Below are 16,094 nucleotides of genomic sequence, written 5' to 3'. Positions count from 1 at the left end.
TTTACATAGGTGCTTATTAATGAAATATAACAATCCTATTATTAAAGGCTTTTACCCTGATCCAAGTGTCTGCAAAGTAGGCGATACTTATTATTTGGCTACCAGTACATTTCAGTATTTTCCCGGTGTGCCGATCTTTGAAAGTCATGATCTGATGAATTGGAAGCAGATTAGCCATTGTCTGACCCGTACGACTCAAGTTCAATTGGATCAGGTTCAAAGTTCTGGTGGAGTGTTTGCTCCTACTCTACGTTATCATAGAGGGCGATTCTATATGGTCACAACTAATGATACTACGCGTCAGAACTTTTTTGTCTGGACTGATGATATTTATGGAGAATGGTCAGAGCCTATAATTGTTGATCAGAGCGGTATTGATCCTGATCTGTATTTTGAAGATGACACCACTTACTTTATGAGTAATGGACACGATGTAGATGGGAACGAAGGTGTGTTCCAATGTCAGATCGATATTGGAACAGGTCAGAAATTAACACCAAGTCGTATGATCTGGCAAGGAACAGGTGGACGTTATCTGGAAAGTCCTCATATGTACCGAATCAATAACTGGTATTATCTACTGGTGGCTGAAGGCGGTACAGAGTATGGTCATATGGCAACCTATGCACGCTCGATATCCCCTTCTGGCCCATTTGAAGCGTATGCACATAACCCGGTATTAACTAATCGCAATCTAGGTGGTTATGAATTACAAGCTGTCGGTCATGGCGATCTGATTCAGGACAATAATGGCAATTGGTGGTTATATCATCTTGGATTTCGTCAGATTGGTCAATGGCTTACATATCATCATCTAGGACGTGAAGTATTTCTTACGCCAGTGACATTTGATGAAGAAGGATGGTTTACTGCCGGGTATCATGGGACTACACTCTCTAGCTTTGAGACAGATCGGATATCTGACGATGTGATTCAGCAGGAAAAACGTATCTATACATTTGAGAATACAAATTGGGAGCTAGATTGGTGTTACCTTCGCTTTCCACAGACTGAAAACTATCAATTTGAAGATCATAAGCTGATATTAACAGGGACTGATATTACACTGGATCAACCTCTTTCTCCGACCTTTCTCGGGTTACGTCAAAAGGATTTCTATGCTGTGATCACTTGTGATGTAGAAATTATAGATGGAGAAGCAGGCATAACGTTATATATGGATGAACATCATCATTATGAATTAGCTATACGCGGTCAGAAAGATCATTATGAAGTGATTGAACGATTAAATACGCAAGATATCAAATCTGTACAGCAGACAGTTGCATTAACAAGTAATAAAGCTTCAATTATGGTCAAAGCTGAGCCAACATGTTATCACTTTTTTGTAACTGTTGAAGGTCGAGATATACTACTAGGCACTGCTCAGACCAAGTATTTGTCTTCAGAAGTTGCTGGAGGGTTTACAGGAGTGATGATCGGATTATACGCTACCAATCATCCAGCAGGTCATGCTGCGACATTTTCAAATTTCAAATGTGAATATCTTCATTCAATAGATAGAGAAAACGTTTAGTGTATCTGTAGAACAATCAAAAGCGCAACGATCTTATAGCAAACATCATTGCGCTTTTGGTGTTCATTAGTGATCTGCACCAAATACTAAGCCGGCAGATTGTTTGGCTTGTTGGATCACATGCATTACTTTTTCACTGTGTTCAAGCATTTCAGAGACTTTGAGCATATCTTGTTCATAGATGATTCGCTCAAATTCTACAAACTCATCATACATACGATGCGGATGATCTTTGACATCTATTCGTACAGGCGATTCGGAATCATTTACATATTCGAAATGATCCACAATATTAGTAGAACCTGCAATTGAGATATAGCCTTGATCTCCTTGAATATTGGTGCGATTCGGTGCACTCGTATCTTTAGAACCAATACAGACACATTTGAAATGATCATAATCCAGTAATAATATACCGGATGTATCTATACCACGCTCTATATTAGCATGATAATGAACAGACTTCGGTAGACCAAATAAACCCACGACAAGATGAATATTGTACAAATTAATATCCATTAATGCTCCACCTGACATGGCTGGATTGAATGCAGATAAGACTTCTCCGTTTTTGAATCTGCGGTAACGTGAGGAGAATTGCGAGTAGTTACACTCTACGATTTTGATATCTCCAAGCTTGGGTAATTGTTCGCGGATAGCGAGTACATTTTTGAGATATTGATTAGAAATTGCTTCTACTAAGATACGATGTTGACGTGTAGCAAGTTGTTTGAGTTCTAGAAACTCTTGTAGATTCGATGTAAAAGGTTTCTCGCAAATCACATGTTTGCCTTGCTCTAATGCTTGCTTGGCATAAGCATAATGCAGATGATTAGGGAGTCCAATATAAATAGTGTCTACTTGCTGATCAGCAATTAATTGATCATAGTCCACATACACTTTCTTAATATGGTATTGATCTTGCCATTGAGCCAACTTCTCTTCATGACCGGCTCTCGCACAGATCGCTTGTAACTGAATCGCTGGAATAGCTCCAATAAAACTTAGTAAATCTTCAACAATCATTCCTGATCCTACAATACCTAACTTCATTTTAAGAACACTCCTTTATCCCTTTTTCTAATATTTCCATCACTTTTGATGTTTGGTGATCTTTAATTTGTTTTTCTTTGCCATGTATAATCGCTTCATATATATCATCATAAATGCGTGTATAATCTCCTTGCTCAGAGATCACTTTTTCTTCGTGATATTGTCCTTGATCATCTATATAAGTTAATGTACCGTAATGCTCGGGTCTATCTATACCAAAGTCAGCATGTCCTTTTGGTAAATAAAACAACTTTAAATGCTCTTCTTGTCGATCTTCGGTTTGCTTGATAAATACCCCTTTTTTACCGTACACGGCAAAACTTGGTCTAGCTATCAGACGAAAAAAGCTTGATTTGATAGATACTTTCAAGCGATCATAATAAAAGTCCAAATCAAAATAATCATTCATTCTACCTGTACCTAGTAATTGGCGCACATCATAATGAATATGCTGAGGTTCACCGAAATAAGAGATCACCTGATCAATCGTATGCACCCCATGTCCGTAGAGATAACTTTGGTAGGTGGAGAAATGATCTATACTTTCTGGTGTCTCTGGTCGGTAATAATCGTAATGCATTTCCACTTCTAGCAATTCACCCAATTTGCCGGATGCAATCACTTTTTGCATCGTTAAGAAATCAGAGTCATATCGTCTATTTTGATAGCATTGAATCAATAAGTTCTTTTCTTTAGCATATTGAAAAATAGAATCTGCTTCGTCTTTGGTCAGCATAAATGGTTTTTCGACAAGTACATGTTTGCCATGATCCAGTGCCATTTTGGCATACGTATAATGAGACTCGGTATGTGTGCAGATCACGACTAACTGAATATCAGGATCATGAAGTATATTTGTGATATCATCGGTATAGAGGATATTATCCATTCGAGTCCAGTCTGTTTTATAGAGATGACGTGCGTAGATTGTTTTGACATTCAAATAATCGCGATTCATAGAAAAAGGCAAATGATAACGATTTGTACTTTTTCCATTGCCAATATAGCCAATAGTTAACATGATGATTGCTCCTTTTATCACTTGATTTCTTTTATTATAAAAAAAGAATCTATAGCGTAAAGGGATTAGCTGTATAACGGTATATTCGACCAGTATTCGCTGATTAATCACACTAAATATAAGGTGTTCTTTGAACAAAATGTTCAATACAAAGAGATTTCGAACGTTATTGTCGTATCGGAATAGGAGTGAAATCTTTTGAAAGTGCTTTTACAATTAGCTGAAATGAAACAATTTACAACCAATGAACAAAGTATTGCTACTTATATTTTGACTCATCAAGAGAAAATGTTACCTTTCACTATTCAGGAACTAGCGAAAGCTACCTATACTTCTCATTCTGCAATCAATCGGTTAACGCATAAGCTTGGATTATCTGGGTTTAAAGAATTTAGTCTTTCTCTAGCACGCGAATTTGAGCAGAGTCAACATCAATTTAGCGAGGTTAATGTCAATTATCCTTTTAGTCTAGGAGAATCTTCTATACAGATTGCTAAAGAAATTGCTGATCTTATGAAGAATACGATTGATAAAAATCTGGCTCTGATCGAGGACGAGTTACTTGCACAGACAGCTCAATTACTAGATCAAGCTGAACGTATCTTTATCTATGCTTTGGGTGATTCACAGATTCGCGCCAAAAGTTTTCAAAATAAACTATTCAAAATCAATAAGTATGTTGTGATTGCAACAGAGCTATCAGAATGGGCACATCATACACTGAATGTGACGACTCGTGATTGTGCACTATTTTTAACGTATCATGGCAATTCACCTAGCTACACCAAAGTGTCTCGTTACCTACAGCATGAACAGATTCCTTATGTCACGATTACAGCGAATCATCAAGGGAAATTAGCTACATCCAGTACTATTTGTATTAAGCTTCCGGATGATGAGGTAAAGCTAGCAAAGATTGGAACTTTTTCTTCCCAGATTGCACTCGAATATGTACTGAATGTGATCTATGGTTGTATGTATAAAATCGACTATAAGCATCATATGAAGAACACCGAAGAATCTCTGCACAAATTCAATCGTAGCGATATGATCGATGATATCTAGACAGTTACTAGCAATATGATTGATGATATCTAGATCATTACTGTACCGATCATATTCAATCTGAATATAGTCATATCGCATATACAAAAAAACACCCCTACTCTATATTGCAGTAAGGGTGTTTGTATTTTATTTCTATTTATTTAGCTTCTTGCATGTATCTTGGAATCATCGTTTCAAAAGAAGGGAACGCATAGATCAGTTTGTCTACATCTTTGGAAGTTAAACCTAATGTAATAACAGGAGTTAAGCTATTAATAATCTCAAGTGCTTCCTGACTGTATGCTGCTGCACCTACAAGCTTTTGCTCTTGATCATAGATAAGAGTCAAGTGAGCTTCGGTTTCATTACGACCTGCAAAATCCCATTGTTTGCCCAAATCGATCGGCTTCACTGTAAGTCCGGTAGATTCAGCTTCTTCAACTGTTATCCCAATTTGCGCAATCCGAGGTACGGTAAAAGCAATCGTAGCGATTGGTGGATATTCAATCCCTTGAGTCTGAGCCCCTAAGAAAGAAGCCGCTAGATATTTTGCTTCAAATACAGCAGTTGGTGTTAGGCGTGGTTGTTTTTTATCCAGAATATCTCCACTTGCATAAATGCCTTTTTGGGTAGTCTGTAAATACTCATCCACTACAATACCTTTACTGTTGTACTCGACACCTGCTGCTTCAAGATTCAAATTTTCCACATTCGGTACGCGGCCTGTTGCATTAATAACTAATTTGGTTGTTAATGTTAGACCATTTTCTGTCGTGATCTGTAATTGCTCGCCTTGTTGTTCGACTTTGCTTAGTTTCTCATTGAAATGGAATTGGATTCCGTCTTGTTGCATCTTTTTAAGTAATTTTTGAGCATATGGTTGATAGAACTCATTTAGAATATGATCAGATGATTGAATCACATGCACAGTCGCTCCTACTTTGACAGCGATAGAAGCCAGTTCCATAGATACATAACCTGCACCTACAAATACGATATGATCGGGAAGATCTTCTAAGTATAAAAATTCATTGCTTGTTTTTAAGTATTCTTGACCAGGGATATCTAGTGGTGTTGGACGTTGACCACTTGCAATCACAATTTTGTCTGCTGTGTATTCTTGACCATTCACAGATACTGTTTTTTCATTTACAAAAGATGCTTCGCCTTTGATCACTTCAATGCCTGCTTTTTTGAAATTTTCTTCCAACATCACAGGTAATGCGTCTAGAACTTTATTTTTGTGAGCCATTAGTTCAGACCAGTTAATTTTCATTTCACTTGTCATACCGATTCCGTTGTATGCTTGTGCATCTTCCATAACTTTGATTGGGCCATCCAAAATAATTTTCGGATTACAACCATAGTTTGTACATACACCCGCAATTTTGTTACGCTCAATAATCGCTATTTTTTGACCTGACATACTAAGTGGCATCGCTGCATTCCATGCACCCTGACCACTACCTATAAATAAAACATCAAAGTTACTCATTATATATTCCTCCATTTTCGAATGTAATCTAAATAAATGTAATATAAATATTTGAATATGATTTGGTATTTGTATTATAACCAAAAACAACCCCAATCAATCGCACACGATTAATTGGGGTTGATGGTAATTAGACATATAAAAGGAGTATAAACCAAGCCTGTCCTCCTTTTTTTCTTCCAAATCATCATATTATATCGATTAAAATGTAACTGGTAAAGTAACCAAACTCTGCGAACTCAACGCAAAATGCCAGTTCACTTCTTCACGCGGAACAGCCAACTGCAAATTAGGCATACGTCGAAGTAATGTTCTAAAAGCAACATCGCCTTCAACACGTGCTAACGGTGCTCCCAGACAAGAATGAATCCCATGTCCAAAAGCCAGATGACGATTCACCGAACGATTAATATCTAACTCTTCTGAATGTTCAAATAACTTTTCGTCTCGATTTGCTGATTTGAGTAAAGGAATCACAACATCCCCTTTGCGAATCTGCTTACCACCTAGTATTGTATCTTCAGTAGCATAGCGTGGTCCTGTCATTGTAGCGGGACCATTGAACCGAAGTAACTCTTCAAATGCTGAAAAAGTGAGCTCAGGATCAGCTTTGAGCTTATTCAATTGCTCCGGATAATCCAATAACATTAGTGTTCCTGTAGCAAGCAAATTAGAAGTCGTCTCATGACCGGCAAAGATCAATAATGTAATCATTGATAGTAATTCGTCTTCACTTAAATGATCGCCTTCTTCTTCAATGGCAATCAATTGACTAATCAGATCATCTGCTGGATTTTTACGTTTAGCATGTACAAGTTGCGCTGTATAATCACCAAAAGCACGTAAATTGGCTTCCACTTCAGGTTCTCTTACTCCTAATCCCAGACCATGCGAAATCGCTGTCGACCACGTATGAACTTGAGCACGCTCTTCTACAGGTACACCTAACATATCGCAGATGACGTTGATCGGTAGTGGATGTGCATAGTCTTTGACAATATCCATATGTCCTTGAGCCTGTACTTTATCTAATAATTCATCTGCAATCTTCTGTACACTTGGACGTAGACTTTCCATGTATCTTGGTGTAAATGCTTTGGATACCAGTCGACGCAAACGCCGATGATCCGGTTCATCAACAGAGATCATTGATTTACCGCTAAAAAAAGTAGTCGGTGCAGGTGAATCTGTTTCTAATACTGTTGTAGGTGCAGAAGGTGTCAATCCTTCAATTAGACTTTGATCAACAGTAAACAGTCTTGGATTCTTGAGTACTTCACTTACTTCTTCCATCCGAGTAATCATCCATTGCTGACCCTTCGTATTCCCCATCGGTACTGTAATCGGAATTACTGCTCCCATCGCTCGCAGTTGAGCAAAAATAGAAAATTGTCCTTCACCAGCATCACTACGAAATGGATTAAGCTTTGAAGTTGCAGTTATAGAGTGAAATGTATTCATATCAATCATCCTTTCAGCACGTTTTTAGAAGAGACATCAATCATTTGTATAGATATAGAATAGCAACAGAACGGTTTTGGACTTCATAACTGTGAACAGTACATCGCTGTAATTCATTGACAAACAGAACGTTATTAGGTTTACTTTTCATAGGTTGCGTATTCCTTTCTTACAGATATTAATAAAGAGGAGAGTTCTCCGCTTACCACTCTTAAAGCTTAAACGGAGAACTCTCCTCTTGTCAAATTTCACATTGAATGACGGGAAGTGAACAATAATGGATCAATCCAATACAACGTATCGACCGGAACGCCGGGATGCTGCGGAGAATCGTAAACGTATTTTGGAAGTAGCATTCAAATTATTTGAAATACATGGTGTGGAAGAAGTCAGTATGAACCAGATCGCTACCGAAGCACATATTGGAGCAGGTACGCTATATCGTCGCTACCGCAACAAAAGTGAGCTGTGTTCTGAACTTATTCAAGATAATGCCAATCTATTGTTTGAGGATATTGAGAAGTATTTGCAGAACCATCAATCGTATATAGCAGGTGAGCGATTACGAGGATTGATGAGTTTGTTTATACAATTTAGAGAAAAAAATGTGCAGTTACTTACAGGAATTGAAAATTCCAATGATCGCGGCATAGAGGAACAAAATAAAAGCCCGTTGTACCACCGATTGCACCATATTCTTTGTACTTTATTTGAAGAAGTATCGCCTGAGAATGAGCCTTCTTTTGCTTTATTTCAAGCAGATATGTTAATGAGCGCATTGCGCAATGATTCTTACGTATTTCAAAAAAAGGTACGTGGCAATTCTTCCGATTATATTCTTGAGCATATCTGTAAAATATTTATTCCATAACAAAAAAAGCAAATCATTCAAGATCATATGATCTAAAATGATTTGCCTTTTTATTATAATTGTCTGATATCACAGTTATATACATATTATATTTGAATAATAAAATGAATAGTTTACACATTAAAGAGCAGTCTGAATATTATAATCGCTCAGTTCAATATCTACATCCATATCCAGTGCTAACTTAGCTAATTGATAGCCGATAAAAGGCCCCATTGTTAAGCCTGATGCTCCAAGTCCATTCGCTGTTATAATGCCTGTCCAATTCGGAATACTACCGATCACAGGTAAGAATCCTGGAGTAAATGGTCTAAAGCCTACACGTACTTCTTGCAGTGTACTCTGTGCCAGATCAGGTGCAAGTTCTATTCCTTTATTTAATACTTCTTGCATACCTCCAGCTGTGATTCGAGTATCATAACCTTCGATATCATTTTCGTGAGTAGCTCCGATGACCATCTTTTGCTGTTCAAACGCAAGCAAGTATTGATCGGCTGGCGGCATAACGACAGGCCATGTTCCGGTATCTGCTGATAGATCTTCTATTTGTAAATGAATAATCTGAGCTTTCTGATAACTGACTTGAAAATTGATACCTAAAGGTTGTAACAATGGATTAGCCCATGCACCTGCACATACGACTACAGTATCTGCTTCAATCGTCTGTCCATTCACCATCACTCCGGTGACTTGGTGATCTTCATATAATAGCGTAGCGTCGCCTTCGATCTTGTGTGCTCCATAGTGCTGTGCAGAACGAATCAACGCATCCCGCAATGCACGACCATCAATACGAGCGGCTCCACTGATATGTACAGCATGATACCCTTTTTTCAACAAAGGAAATTGATCATGAGTCTCTTGTGCATCCAGACAGGTAATATCTCCAATCTCTGGTGCCTGTTCTTTGCGTAGCTGAGCTCTCTCCTCCATCTTCTTAATTTTGTCCAAATCTTCATGAATACTAAGTGCACCTACCCGAGCATAACCTGTATTGGTTTCTCCTGCATCTTGAAGTTCCTGAATGAGTGCAGGGTAAAATTGTGCACCTGCTTTGGCAAGTCGATACCATGCTTGATTACGACGTTGAGACAACCACGGGCAAATAATGCCTGCCGCCGCATCTGTAGCTTGCCCCTTATCTTGGCGATCAATAAGAAAGACTTCTGCCCCCATTTTACTTAACTGATATGCGGTAGAAGCTCCCAAAATCCCTGCGCCTATTACAATTACTTTCTTCATCACTGCATTCCTCTCTATTATACGAATATGTATATTATAACGAAAATACTTGTAATTCTCTCGTATAGTTACAATAGGTATAACAAAAAGCAGTAGTGCTAAGACTACTGCTCTTCATCAAAACGATTGAGTTATCTATTATCCGTTATCGATATGACATTATAAAGGATAAGGAATTAAGCCTACGACAGGATGTGGAATATATCCTTCTTCAAGAGAACTTACTTCTTCTGGTGTTAATTGTATATCAAGCGCAGCTACAGCATCTTCAAGATGTGATGATTTGGTTGCGCCTACGATTGGAGCACTAACAGGTTGCTTTTGTAATAACCATGCCAGAGCAATATGAGAACGTGGAACGCCTCGTTTTTGAGCAATTTCTGCTACTTTTTCTACGATAACTCGATCAGCATCAGCTGTACCATCGTACTTCGATTTCTGAATATGATCTCTTTCTGAACGATAAGTCGTTTCTTCTGGATCACGCGTTAATCTTCCAGAAGCAAGCGGGCTGTATGGAATAACACCTATTCCTTCTTCCAGACAAAGAGGTAACATTTCTCGCTCTTCTTCACGATATAACAAATTCAGATGATTCTGCATCGATACAAATGAAATCCAACCGTTAGCTTTGGCTATCTGAATCGCTTTTAAAAATTGCCATGCATACATAGCAGAAGCTCCAATATATCTCGCTTTACCAGCTTTGACCACATCATGCAAAGCTTCCATCGTTTCTTCAATCGGTGTCTCATAATCCCAGCGGTGAATCTGATACAAATCTACATAATCTGTTCCCAAACGCTGAAGACTTTTATCGATTTCACTCATAATAGCTTTACGGGATAGTCCGCCGCCATTAGGGCCTTCGTGCATTTTTCCATGGACTTTGGTAGCTAATACGATTTCATCGCGGTTCGCATATTCTTTCAGTGCACGTCCTACAATCTCTTCACTTGCTCCTAATGAATACACGTTCGCTGTATCAAAAAAGTTAATTCCAAGTTCTAACGCTTGCTTAATAATCGGGCGACTATGCTCATCATCCAATACCCATGAATGAGTCCAACGTTTGGCATCGCCAAAACCCATACATCCCAAGCAAATGCGTGATACATCTAATCCTGTTTTTCCTAATTTGACATATTCCATGATCATTCTCCTCACTTTCATATCTTCAGATTCAAAAGCGCTTGCTTCGTTAATGAACAGATGTCTATAATAGTAAACACATTAAACAGATCATCTGTTCAACGGCTCCTCTATAGTATGCAATATATCCCAAATACACAGGTATCGTATTTATCTTAAATGATTGCCTAATTCTCTCACGACTATAATCTTTATTCAAAATTCATACAAGAAAGGGTTCTCCTATGTCTCAAGAAATGCAACATAAAAAAGACGAACTTGCTAGCTTGATCAAACGTCATTCTACTGCTGAAGGTGTTCAAGAAACAGCTATCTCTTCTTTGTTTTTTGTACGTTATTTGTATACAACAGAACCAGCTTATCATGTAGCCCGTCCTGCACTATGTTTTATCGCGCAAGGTTCCAAAGAAATCTACCTAGCCAAAGAACGATTTTTGTATAATCCTAATGATTATTTAGTAGGTTCTATGAATTTGCCTGTAGTCGGACAAATTATCAAAGCTTCTGCGGAGGAACCGTATGTAAGTTTTAAGCTGGAATTTACTCAACAACAGATTCTAGACGTGCTTAAAGATTCTTCGATTCAAACCGTAGCTGGTGAACATGCTGAACGTGCGCTATTTGTAGGGCAAATTAATGCAGGGCTACTCGATTCTATTCTCCGCTTAGCTCGTTTGTTAGATCATCCAGAAGATATTCCTTTTCTAGCTCCATTATGTATCAAAGAAATATTGTATCGACTGCTACAAAGTGAATATGGATCGACGTTAGCACAGAGCGCTATGGAAGGAAGCAGTACGTATCGTATTCAAGATGCGATTCAATATATTATCAATCATTATGATCAATCGTTGTCGATCGAGACGCTTGCAGAAGTAGCCAGTATGAGTATTTCTTCATTCCATCGTAACTTCAAAGATATAACAACTATGACCCCTCTTCAATTCCAGAAGCAATTACGTCTGCAAGAAGCAAGACGCTTATTGTTAGCTGAATCAGCAGATGCCGCAGATGTGGCGTTTCGGTTAGGTTATGAAAGTGCTTCTCAATTCAGTCGTGAATATGCACGTATGTTTGGCTCACCGCCGCGTACCGATATTAAACGTCTCAAAGAAAAATACGAACTTACTTTTAACTTATAACGATATAGATATACTTTACGAAAGTCTGGTGCACTTCTTATGTCAAAAATAGATCGCCGTATTCTTAAATCACAAGAAGCGATGAAAACAGCAGTTATCGAATTAATGACCGAGAAAAGCTTTGATGAAATTACGTTACAAGATATTGCTGAACGTGCCAATATAAGTCGGGGGACGATCTATCTTCATTATGCAGATAAATTGGATCTACTGAATAAGCTGATAGAAGAACATATTGAGAAATTAAGAAGTATTTGCCGATCAGTAGCTGAACTTGATTTTAGAGAAGCAATATTGCCGTGGTTTGAATATTTAGAGCAGAACTATCTTTTTTTCTCGACGATGTTAGCTAGTAAAGGTGCTACTTCTTTTCGTACTCAATTTGTTGAATTTCTTAGGGAAGAATTTCAAAACGAAGTCAAACAGTCCGGTGAGAAAAATGACAGTATTAGCGAAGATATCCTTTTGCAATTTATCGTTACTTCGTATGCCGGAATTACCGAATGGTGGATTATTAACAAAATGCCTTATTCTAGTGAAGTGATGGCTGATCAAGTGGGCTTATTATTAGATCGCAACTTATAAGCACTTCTACAGACAACAAACATATGAATTAATGAACATGTATGCAACTATTGTTCATTAATAGACAAATCGCTCTTTTTTATCGATTGTAAGCAATCTTATTTTGGTGATAATATACAGATGTACATTAAAGTATAGATGTTTTACTTTGTAGTGAAATGTTTTATACCTGTAGTACACTAAAAAATCGATCACTTTAGCATTTCAAACGAAATTGATATTGCTTAAGGAGAAGGAGCAGAGAAACTTATGTGCAAAACACACGTACTCAGTGCTGCAAGTCCAAAAGCACCATTTGAGAAAACAACGATTGAACGGAGAGAATTACGTCCAAACGATATTTTAATTGATATCAAATTTAGCGGAATCTGTCACTCGGATATCCATAGCGCGTATGATGAATGGGGCGGCGGTATTTTCCCGATGGTTCCAGGTCATGAAATCGCTGGTGTGGTTGAAGCTGTAGGAACAGACGTGACTAAATTTGCTGTAGGCGACCGTGTAGGTGTAGGTTGTTTTGTAGATTCTTGTGGCGAATGTGAATACTGCCTGCAAGGTGACGAGCAATACTGTACAAAAGGTGTTGTCCAAACGTACAACTCTAGAGATTACGATGGTAACCCAACTTATGGTGGATATAGCCAAAAAATCGTTGTTACTGATCGCTTTGTAGTCAGTATTCCAGAAGCATTAGGCTTGGATGTAGCTAGTCCACTTCTATGCGCAGGGATCACTACATATTCCCCTTTGAAACATTGGAATATCGGCCCTGGTAAAAAAGTAGCTATCGTTGGTGTTGGTGGTCTAGGTCACCTTGCGATTCAATTCGCTCATGCACTAGGTGCAGAAGTGACCGTATTGAGTCGTTCTATGAGCAAAAAAGAAGAAGCAATCGGTTTTGGAGCAGATCATTATTATGCAACAGGTGATGCAGAGACATTTACAACACTTGCGAATAAATTTGATCTTATCTTAAATACAGTATCTGCTAACCTTGATGTGAATGCTTACCTTTCTATGCTACGTGTAGATGGAACGCTAGTAAATGTAGGTGCACCTGCTGATCCAGATCAATACAGTGTATTCTCACTAATCATGGGCCGTCGTAGCCTTGCAGGATCACTTGTAGGCGGTATTCCAGAAACGCAAGAAATGCTTAACTTTGCAGCAGAACATAATATTGCTCCAATGATCGAAGTGATCGGTGCGGATTATGTAGGCGAAGCTTATGAGCGTGTTGTAAACAGTGATGTGCGTTATCGCTTTGTTATTGATATCGCTACTTTGTAAAAGATCGCTGTCTATTTGGAAAAAATTATTCGTTTGTATATGTAAGCGCAGATGGCTAATTATAAAATCAAATCAATTAATCATGATCATACACAAGATTATGGATAATACAAATAACAAAAAGAAGCCTTTCGACGGTGAAGGGCTTCTTTTTGCTATACATGTTATCGTTATTATATTGATATTAGTCTGTCACTTTAAGCAATATCCATTTCTGATTGGTACCGCCGTTGTCTGTCCACTGAATCACATCGCCGCCATTACTGATTGAACCACTGCTGATATCAGCGACCTTGTTACTGTTGCGATTGATTAATTTCAGCGTATTATCTGTAAAAACGGGCTTCCATTGTTGATGGGTGCCTCCATTATCTGTCCATTGAACGACATCGCCACCATCGGCTACCGATTGCGCAGACACTTCCAGTGCTTTCCCTGTTTTGCGATTAATTAATTTGTAATAACCATTCGTTGTCGCTACGAATTTCCATTGTTGATTTGTACCACCAATATCCATCCACTGGATAACATTGGCGCCATCTGCGGTAGACGCTTCGCTCACATCCAATAATTTGTTACTGTTTTGGTTGACGATTTTGTAATAAGCATTAGCATCGATCGTCGTCCCTCCACCTGTTGCGCCAGAGATTCCTGTAATCACAAATGTACTGACCGAATTAGCTGGTTGGGTATTAGTAAATTTCTTATTTGCCAATGACAATCCGCTAATTGCCGCCATATTCTCTGAACTGCTTGTCCGGTAACCGGTCACATTGCCTGTTAACGTAGTGAATTGAGACAAATCATAATTGACTGTATTTGGTGACGTTGTGCTATTCACAGTGACAATGACTAATTTTTTGCCTGCTGTATCATAAGCAGCCACCGAGTTGTTATCGACAATATCAATAATTTTGTATCCCGGGCGTATAAATTTACTCCATTGCGCCATCATATGATATTTCTTTTTGACGGTGTACGTGCCTAGATTGGCACTCGCATTGTTGAGATCCGTTTCGATCATGCCCCAACCGCCCGGTGTCTCTACCGCTTGCCAGTAGACCCATGCACTATTTTTCATATATTTGAGATCCGATAAAATCGTACGGGATAACGTCATACCTGTATCGTCACCGTCACCATGCTCGGAATTCCACAAACGTTTACCATTTGCTGAAGTATTCAGTCCTGTGCGGTCACTACCTTGATACGTATGAGTGTTGTACTGCACTAATTTGGACTTGGTAGCTGCTGAATAGCTGTCGATACTTTGACGAGTTAGATCAATACTGGTTTCTTCAGGAGCACTAATGCCGATCGGCAGACCTTTCGCTGCTATCGCATTGGATAACTGCCCGATCATCACTTGTTGATTAGGCGCAAACATCACATTCCCTTCTTGACGATTGCCGAAATACCAGTAATCTGAACTAGGCTCATTAAAAGCAGATAATGTACGGAAATTAATGCCCCATTGATCGCGGAATTGTTTGGTTACTGTAGTCAAATAATCGGCAAAATCATCATACATATCTTCTTTCAAATTTTCAGCAGCATTCTGATTACCGGTGACACTTCCACTCTTCGTCATCCACCACGGCGGTGAATTGGAAAAAGCTTCGGCAATAAATTCACTAGATGGGATGCGAGATTTGGCTGCTTGTAAAATCGAACGCTGATTACTATCTCGTGTCCAATCATAAGCAGATGTAGCTGAATCTTTGAAACCTGGAATGCGTGCACGAAGTTCCATATGATTCGGATAGGCTGGGTTCTCGCCACCACCAATATTGTAACGAACAATATTCATTTGTAGCCCGTTACTGCCAAATAATTTGTCAGCATAATCATTACGTACCGATTCAGAAGCACCACCTACCCGATTCGCCCACCATGCAAGTGATGTCCCCCAACCCTCCCATGTCTGATACTGTACATTCGGATTAACCGTTGCGTTATAACTTGCCGCAGACACATTTTTCATCGGAATCACTCCATACGTTGTGATTAGTAATGCCAGAATCAATAGACTGTGGTTCAATACCAACAACCTTTTTTTTAATTTTGATTTGACCATCCTAAGTCTCCTTTAGCCACTTATTTTAGTTAATCAGGTAATATGTATACGCTTACAAAACGATTTTTGAAGAAAAGATCGCTCTTTATGAATCGATCTCTTTTTCTATCATACACAGAAT

At 38.6% G+C, this 16,094-nt stretch carries 13 protein-coding genes; 6 read left to right on the top strand and 7 right to left on the bottom strand.

What is annotated here, in order from left to right; translation table 11 throughout:
- Positions 1-19: 19 nt before the first annotated feature.
- A complete protein-coding gene (locus PQ460_RS12365) occupies positions 20-1,537 on the top strand; it encodes a glycoside hydrolase family 43 protein (RefSeq protein ID WP_274169948.1) in 1,518 nt (505 codons plus the stop codon).
- 66 nt (positions 1,538-1,603) lie between these two features.
- Here the strand turns inward: PQ460_RS12365 and PQ460_RS12360 are convergent, their stop codons facing one another.
- Together PQ460_RS12360 and PQ460_RS12355 are read right to left on the bottom strand one after the other, a co-directional pair.
- The gene (locus PQ460_RS12360) at positions 1,604-2,590 is read right to left on the bottom strand and encodes a Gfo/Idh/MocA family protein (protein WP_274169947.1); all 987 of its coding nucleotides are present in this window, start codon (positions 2,588-2,590) and stop codon (positions 1,604-1,606) included.
- Position 2,591: 1 nt separating this feature from the next.
- Complete coding sequence (locus tag PQ460_RS12355; protein ID WP_273612382.1) at positions 2,592-3,611, bottom strand: Gfo/Idh/MocA family oxidoreductase; 1,020 nt, start codon at positions 3,609-3,611, stop codon at positions 2,592-2,594.
- Positions 3,612-3,809: 198 nt separating this feature from the next.
- Here PQ460_RS12355 and PQ460_RS12350 point away from each other — a divergent pair, with 198 nt between their 5' ends.
- Positions 3,810-4,676, top strand: a complete 867-nt coding sequence (locus tag PQ460_RS12350) for a MurR/RpiR family transcriptional regulator (protein WP_274169946.1) — start codon at positions 3,810-3,812, stop codon at positions 4,674-4,676.
- 139 nt (positions 4,677-4,815) lie between these two features.
- Here the strand turns inward: PQ460_RS12350 and PQ460_RS12345 are convergent, their stop codons facing one another.
- Complete coding sequence (locus tag PQ460_RS12345) at positions 4,816-6,153, bottom strand: dihydrolipoyl dehydrogenase family protein (protein ID WP_274169945.1); 1,338 nt, start codon at positions 6,151-6,153, stop codon at positions 4,816-4,818.
- Between the two features lie 201 nt (positions 6,154-6,354).
- Positions 6,355-7,614 carry a cytochrome P450 family protein gene (locus PQ460_RS12340; protein WP_274169944.1) on the bottom strand — a complete coding sequence of 420 codons (1,260 nt, stop codon included), beginning with the start codon at positions 7,612-7,614 and terminating at the stop codon, positions 6,355-6,357.
- A gap of 277 nt (positions 7,615-7,891) precedes the next feature.
- Here PQ460_RS12340 and PQ460_RS12335 point away from each other — a divergent pair, with 277 nt between their 5' ends.
- Positions 7,892-8,485, top strand: coding sequence for a TetR/AcrR family transcriptional regulator (locus tag PQ460_RS12335; protein ID WP_274169943.1), 594 nt, complete (start codon positions 7,892-7,894; stop codon positions 8,483-8,485).
- A 120-nt stretch (positions 8,486-8,605) separates the two neighbouring features.
- Here PQ460_RS12335 and PQ460_RS12330 read toward each other — a convergent pair whose 3' ends face one another.
- Positions 8,606-9,727, bottom strand: coding sequence for an NAD(P)/FAD-dependent oxidoreductase (locus tag PQ460_RS12330; RefSeq protein ID WP_274169942.1), 1,122 nt, complete (start codon positions 9,725-9,727; stop codon positions 8,606-8,608).
- Positions 9,728-9,886: 159 nt separating this feature from the next.
- Complete coding sequence (locus tag PQ460_RS12325) at positions 9,887-10,879, bottom strand: aldo/keto reductase (RefSeq protein ID WP_274169941.1); 993 nt, start codon at positions 10,877-10,879, stop codon at positions 9,887-9,889.
- A 224-nt stretch (positions 10,880-11,103) separates the two neighbouring features.
- Between PQ460_RS12325 and PQ460_RS12320 the strand changes: the two genes are divergently transcribed.
- The 3 genes from PQ460_RS12320 (at position 11,104) to PQ460_RS12310 (ending at position 13,896) form a co-directional block, all read left to right on the top strand.
- Positions 11,104-12,021: an AraC family transcriptional regulator gene (locus PQ460_RS12320; RefSeq protein WP_274169940.1), complete on the top strand. Its 918-nt coding sequence runs from the start codon at positions 11,104-11,106 to the stop codon at positions 12,019-12,021.
- Between the two features lie 39 nt (positions 12,022-12,060).
- Positions 12,061-12,606, top strand: a complete 546-nt coding sequence (locus PQ460_RS12315; protein WP_273612390.1) for a TetR/AcrR family transcriptional regulator — start codon at positions 12,061-12,063, stop codon at positions 12,604-12,606.
- Positions 12,607-12,855: 249 nt separating this feature from the next.
- Entirely contained in the window at positions 12,856-13,896 is a 1,041-nt protein-coding gene (locus PQ460_RS12310; protein WP_273612391.1) for an NAD(P)-dependent alcohol dehydrogenase, read from the top strand.
- A 184-nt stretch (positions 13,897-14,080) separates the two neighbouring features.
- On the opposite strand, the gene PQ460_RS12305 is transcribed toward PQ460_RS12310, so the two are convergent.
- Positions 14,081-15,973 carry an RICIN domain-containing protein gene (locus PQ460_RS12305; protein ID WP_274169939.1) on the bottom strand — a complete coding sequence of 631 codons (1,893 nt, stop codon included), beginning with the start codon at positions 15,971-15,973 and terminating at the stop codon, positions 14,081-14,083.
- Between the last annotated feature and the right edge of the window lie 121 nt (positions 15,974-16,094).

The sequence above is a fragment of the Paenibacillus sp. KACC 21273 genome (assembly GCF_028736095.1).
Taxonomy (GTDB): Bacteria; Bacillota; Bacilli; order Paenibacillales; family Paenibacillaceae; genus Saccharibacillus; species Saccharibacillus kyungheensis.
The sequence above is the reverse complement of the archived record's forward strand: the minus strand, read 5'-3'. Positions and strand labels throughout refer to the sequence as shown.

Bases quoted from the DNA above. Each gene is read 5' to 3' on its own strand.
- PQ460_RS12310 (WP_273612391.1), top strand. From the start codon at position 12,856: ATGTGCAAAACACACGTACTCAGTGCTGCAAGTCCAAAAGCACCATTT.
- PQ460_RS12360 (WP_274169947.1), bottom strand. From the start codon at position 2,590: ATGAAGTTAGGTATTGTAGGATCAGGAATGATTGTTGAAGATTTACTA.
- PQ460_RS12320 (WP_274169940.1), top strand. From the start codon at position 11,104: ATGTCTCAAGAAATGCAACATAAAAAAGACGAACTTGCTAGCTTGATC.
- PQ460_RS12325 (WP_274169941.1), bottom strand. From the start codon at position 10,879: ATGGAATATGTCAAATTAGGAAAAACAGGATTAGATGTATCACGCATT.
- PQ460_RS12345 (WP_274169945.1), bottom strand. From the start codon at position 6,153: ATGAGTAACTTTGATGTTTTATTTATAGGTAGTGGTCAGGGTGCATGG.
- PQ460_RS12335 (WP_274169943.1), top strand. From the start codon at position 7,892: ATGGATCAATCCAATACAACGTATCGACCGGAACGCCGGGATGCTGCG.
- PQ460_RS12330 (WP_274169942.1), bottom strand. From the start codon at position 9,727: ATGAAGAAAGTAATTGTAATAGGCGCAGGGATTTTGGGAGCTTCTACC.
- PQ460_RS12340 (WP_274169944.1), bottom strand. From the start codon at position 7,614: ATGAATACATTTCACTCTATAACTGCAACTTCAAAGCTTAATCCATTT.
- PQ460_RS12315 (WP_273612390.1), top strand. From the start codon at position 12,061: ATGTCAAAAATAGATCGCCGTATTCTTAAATCACAAGAAGCGATGAAA.
- PQ460_RS12305 (WP_274169939.1), bottom strand. From the start codon at position 15,973: ATGGTCAAATCAAAATTAAAAAAAAGGTTGTTGGTATTGAACCACAGT.
- PQ460_RS12365 (WP_274169948.1), top strand. From the start codon at position 20: ATGAAATATAACAATCCTATTATTAAAGGCTTTTACCCTGATCCAAGT.
- PQ460_RS12355 (WP_273612382.1), bottom strand. From the start codon at position 3,611: ATGTTAACTATTGGCTATATTGGCAATGGAAAAAGTACAAATCGTTAT.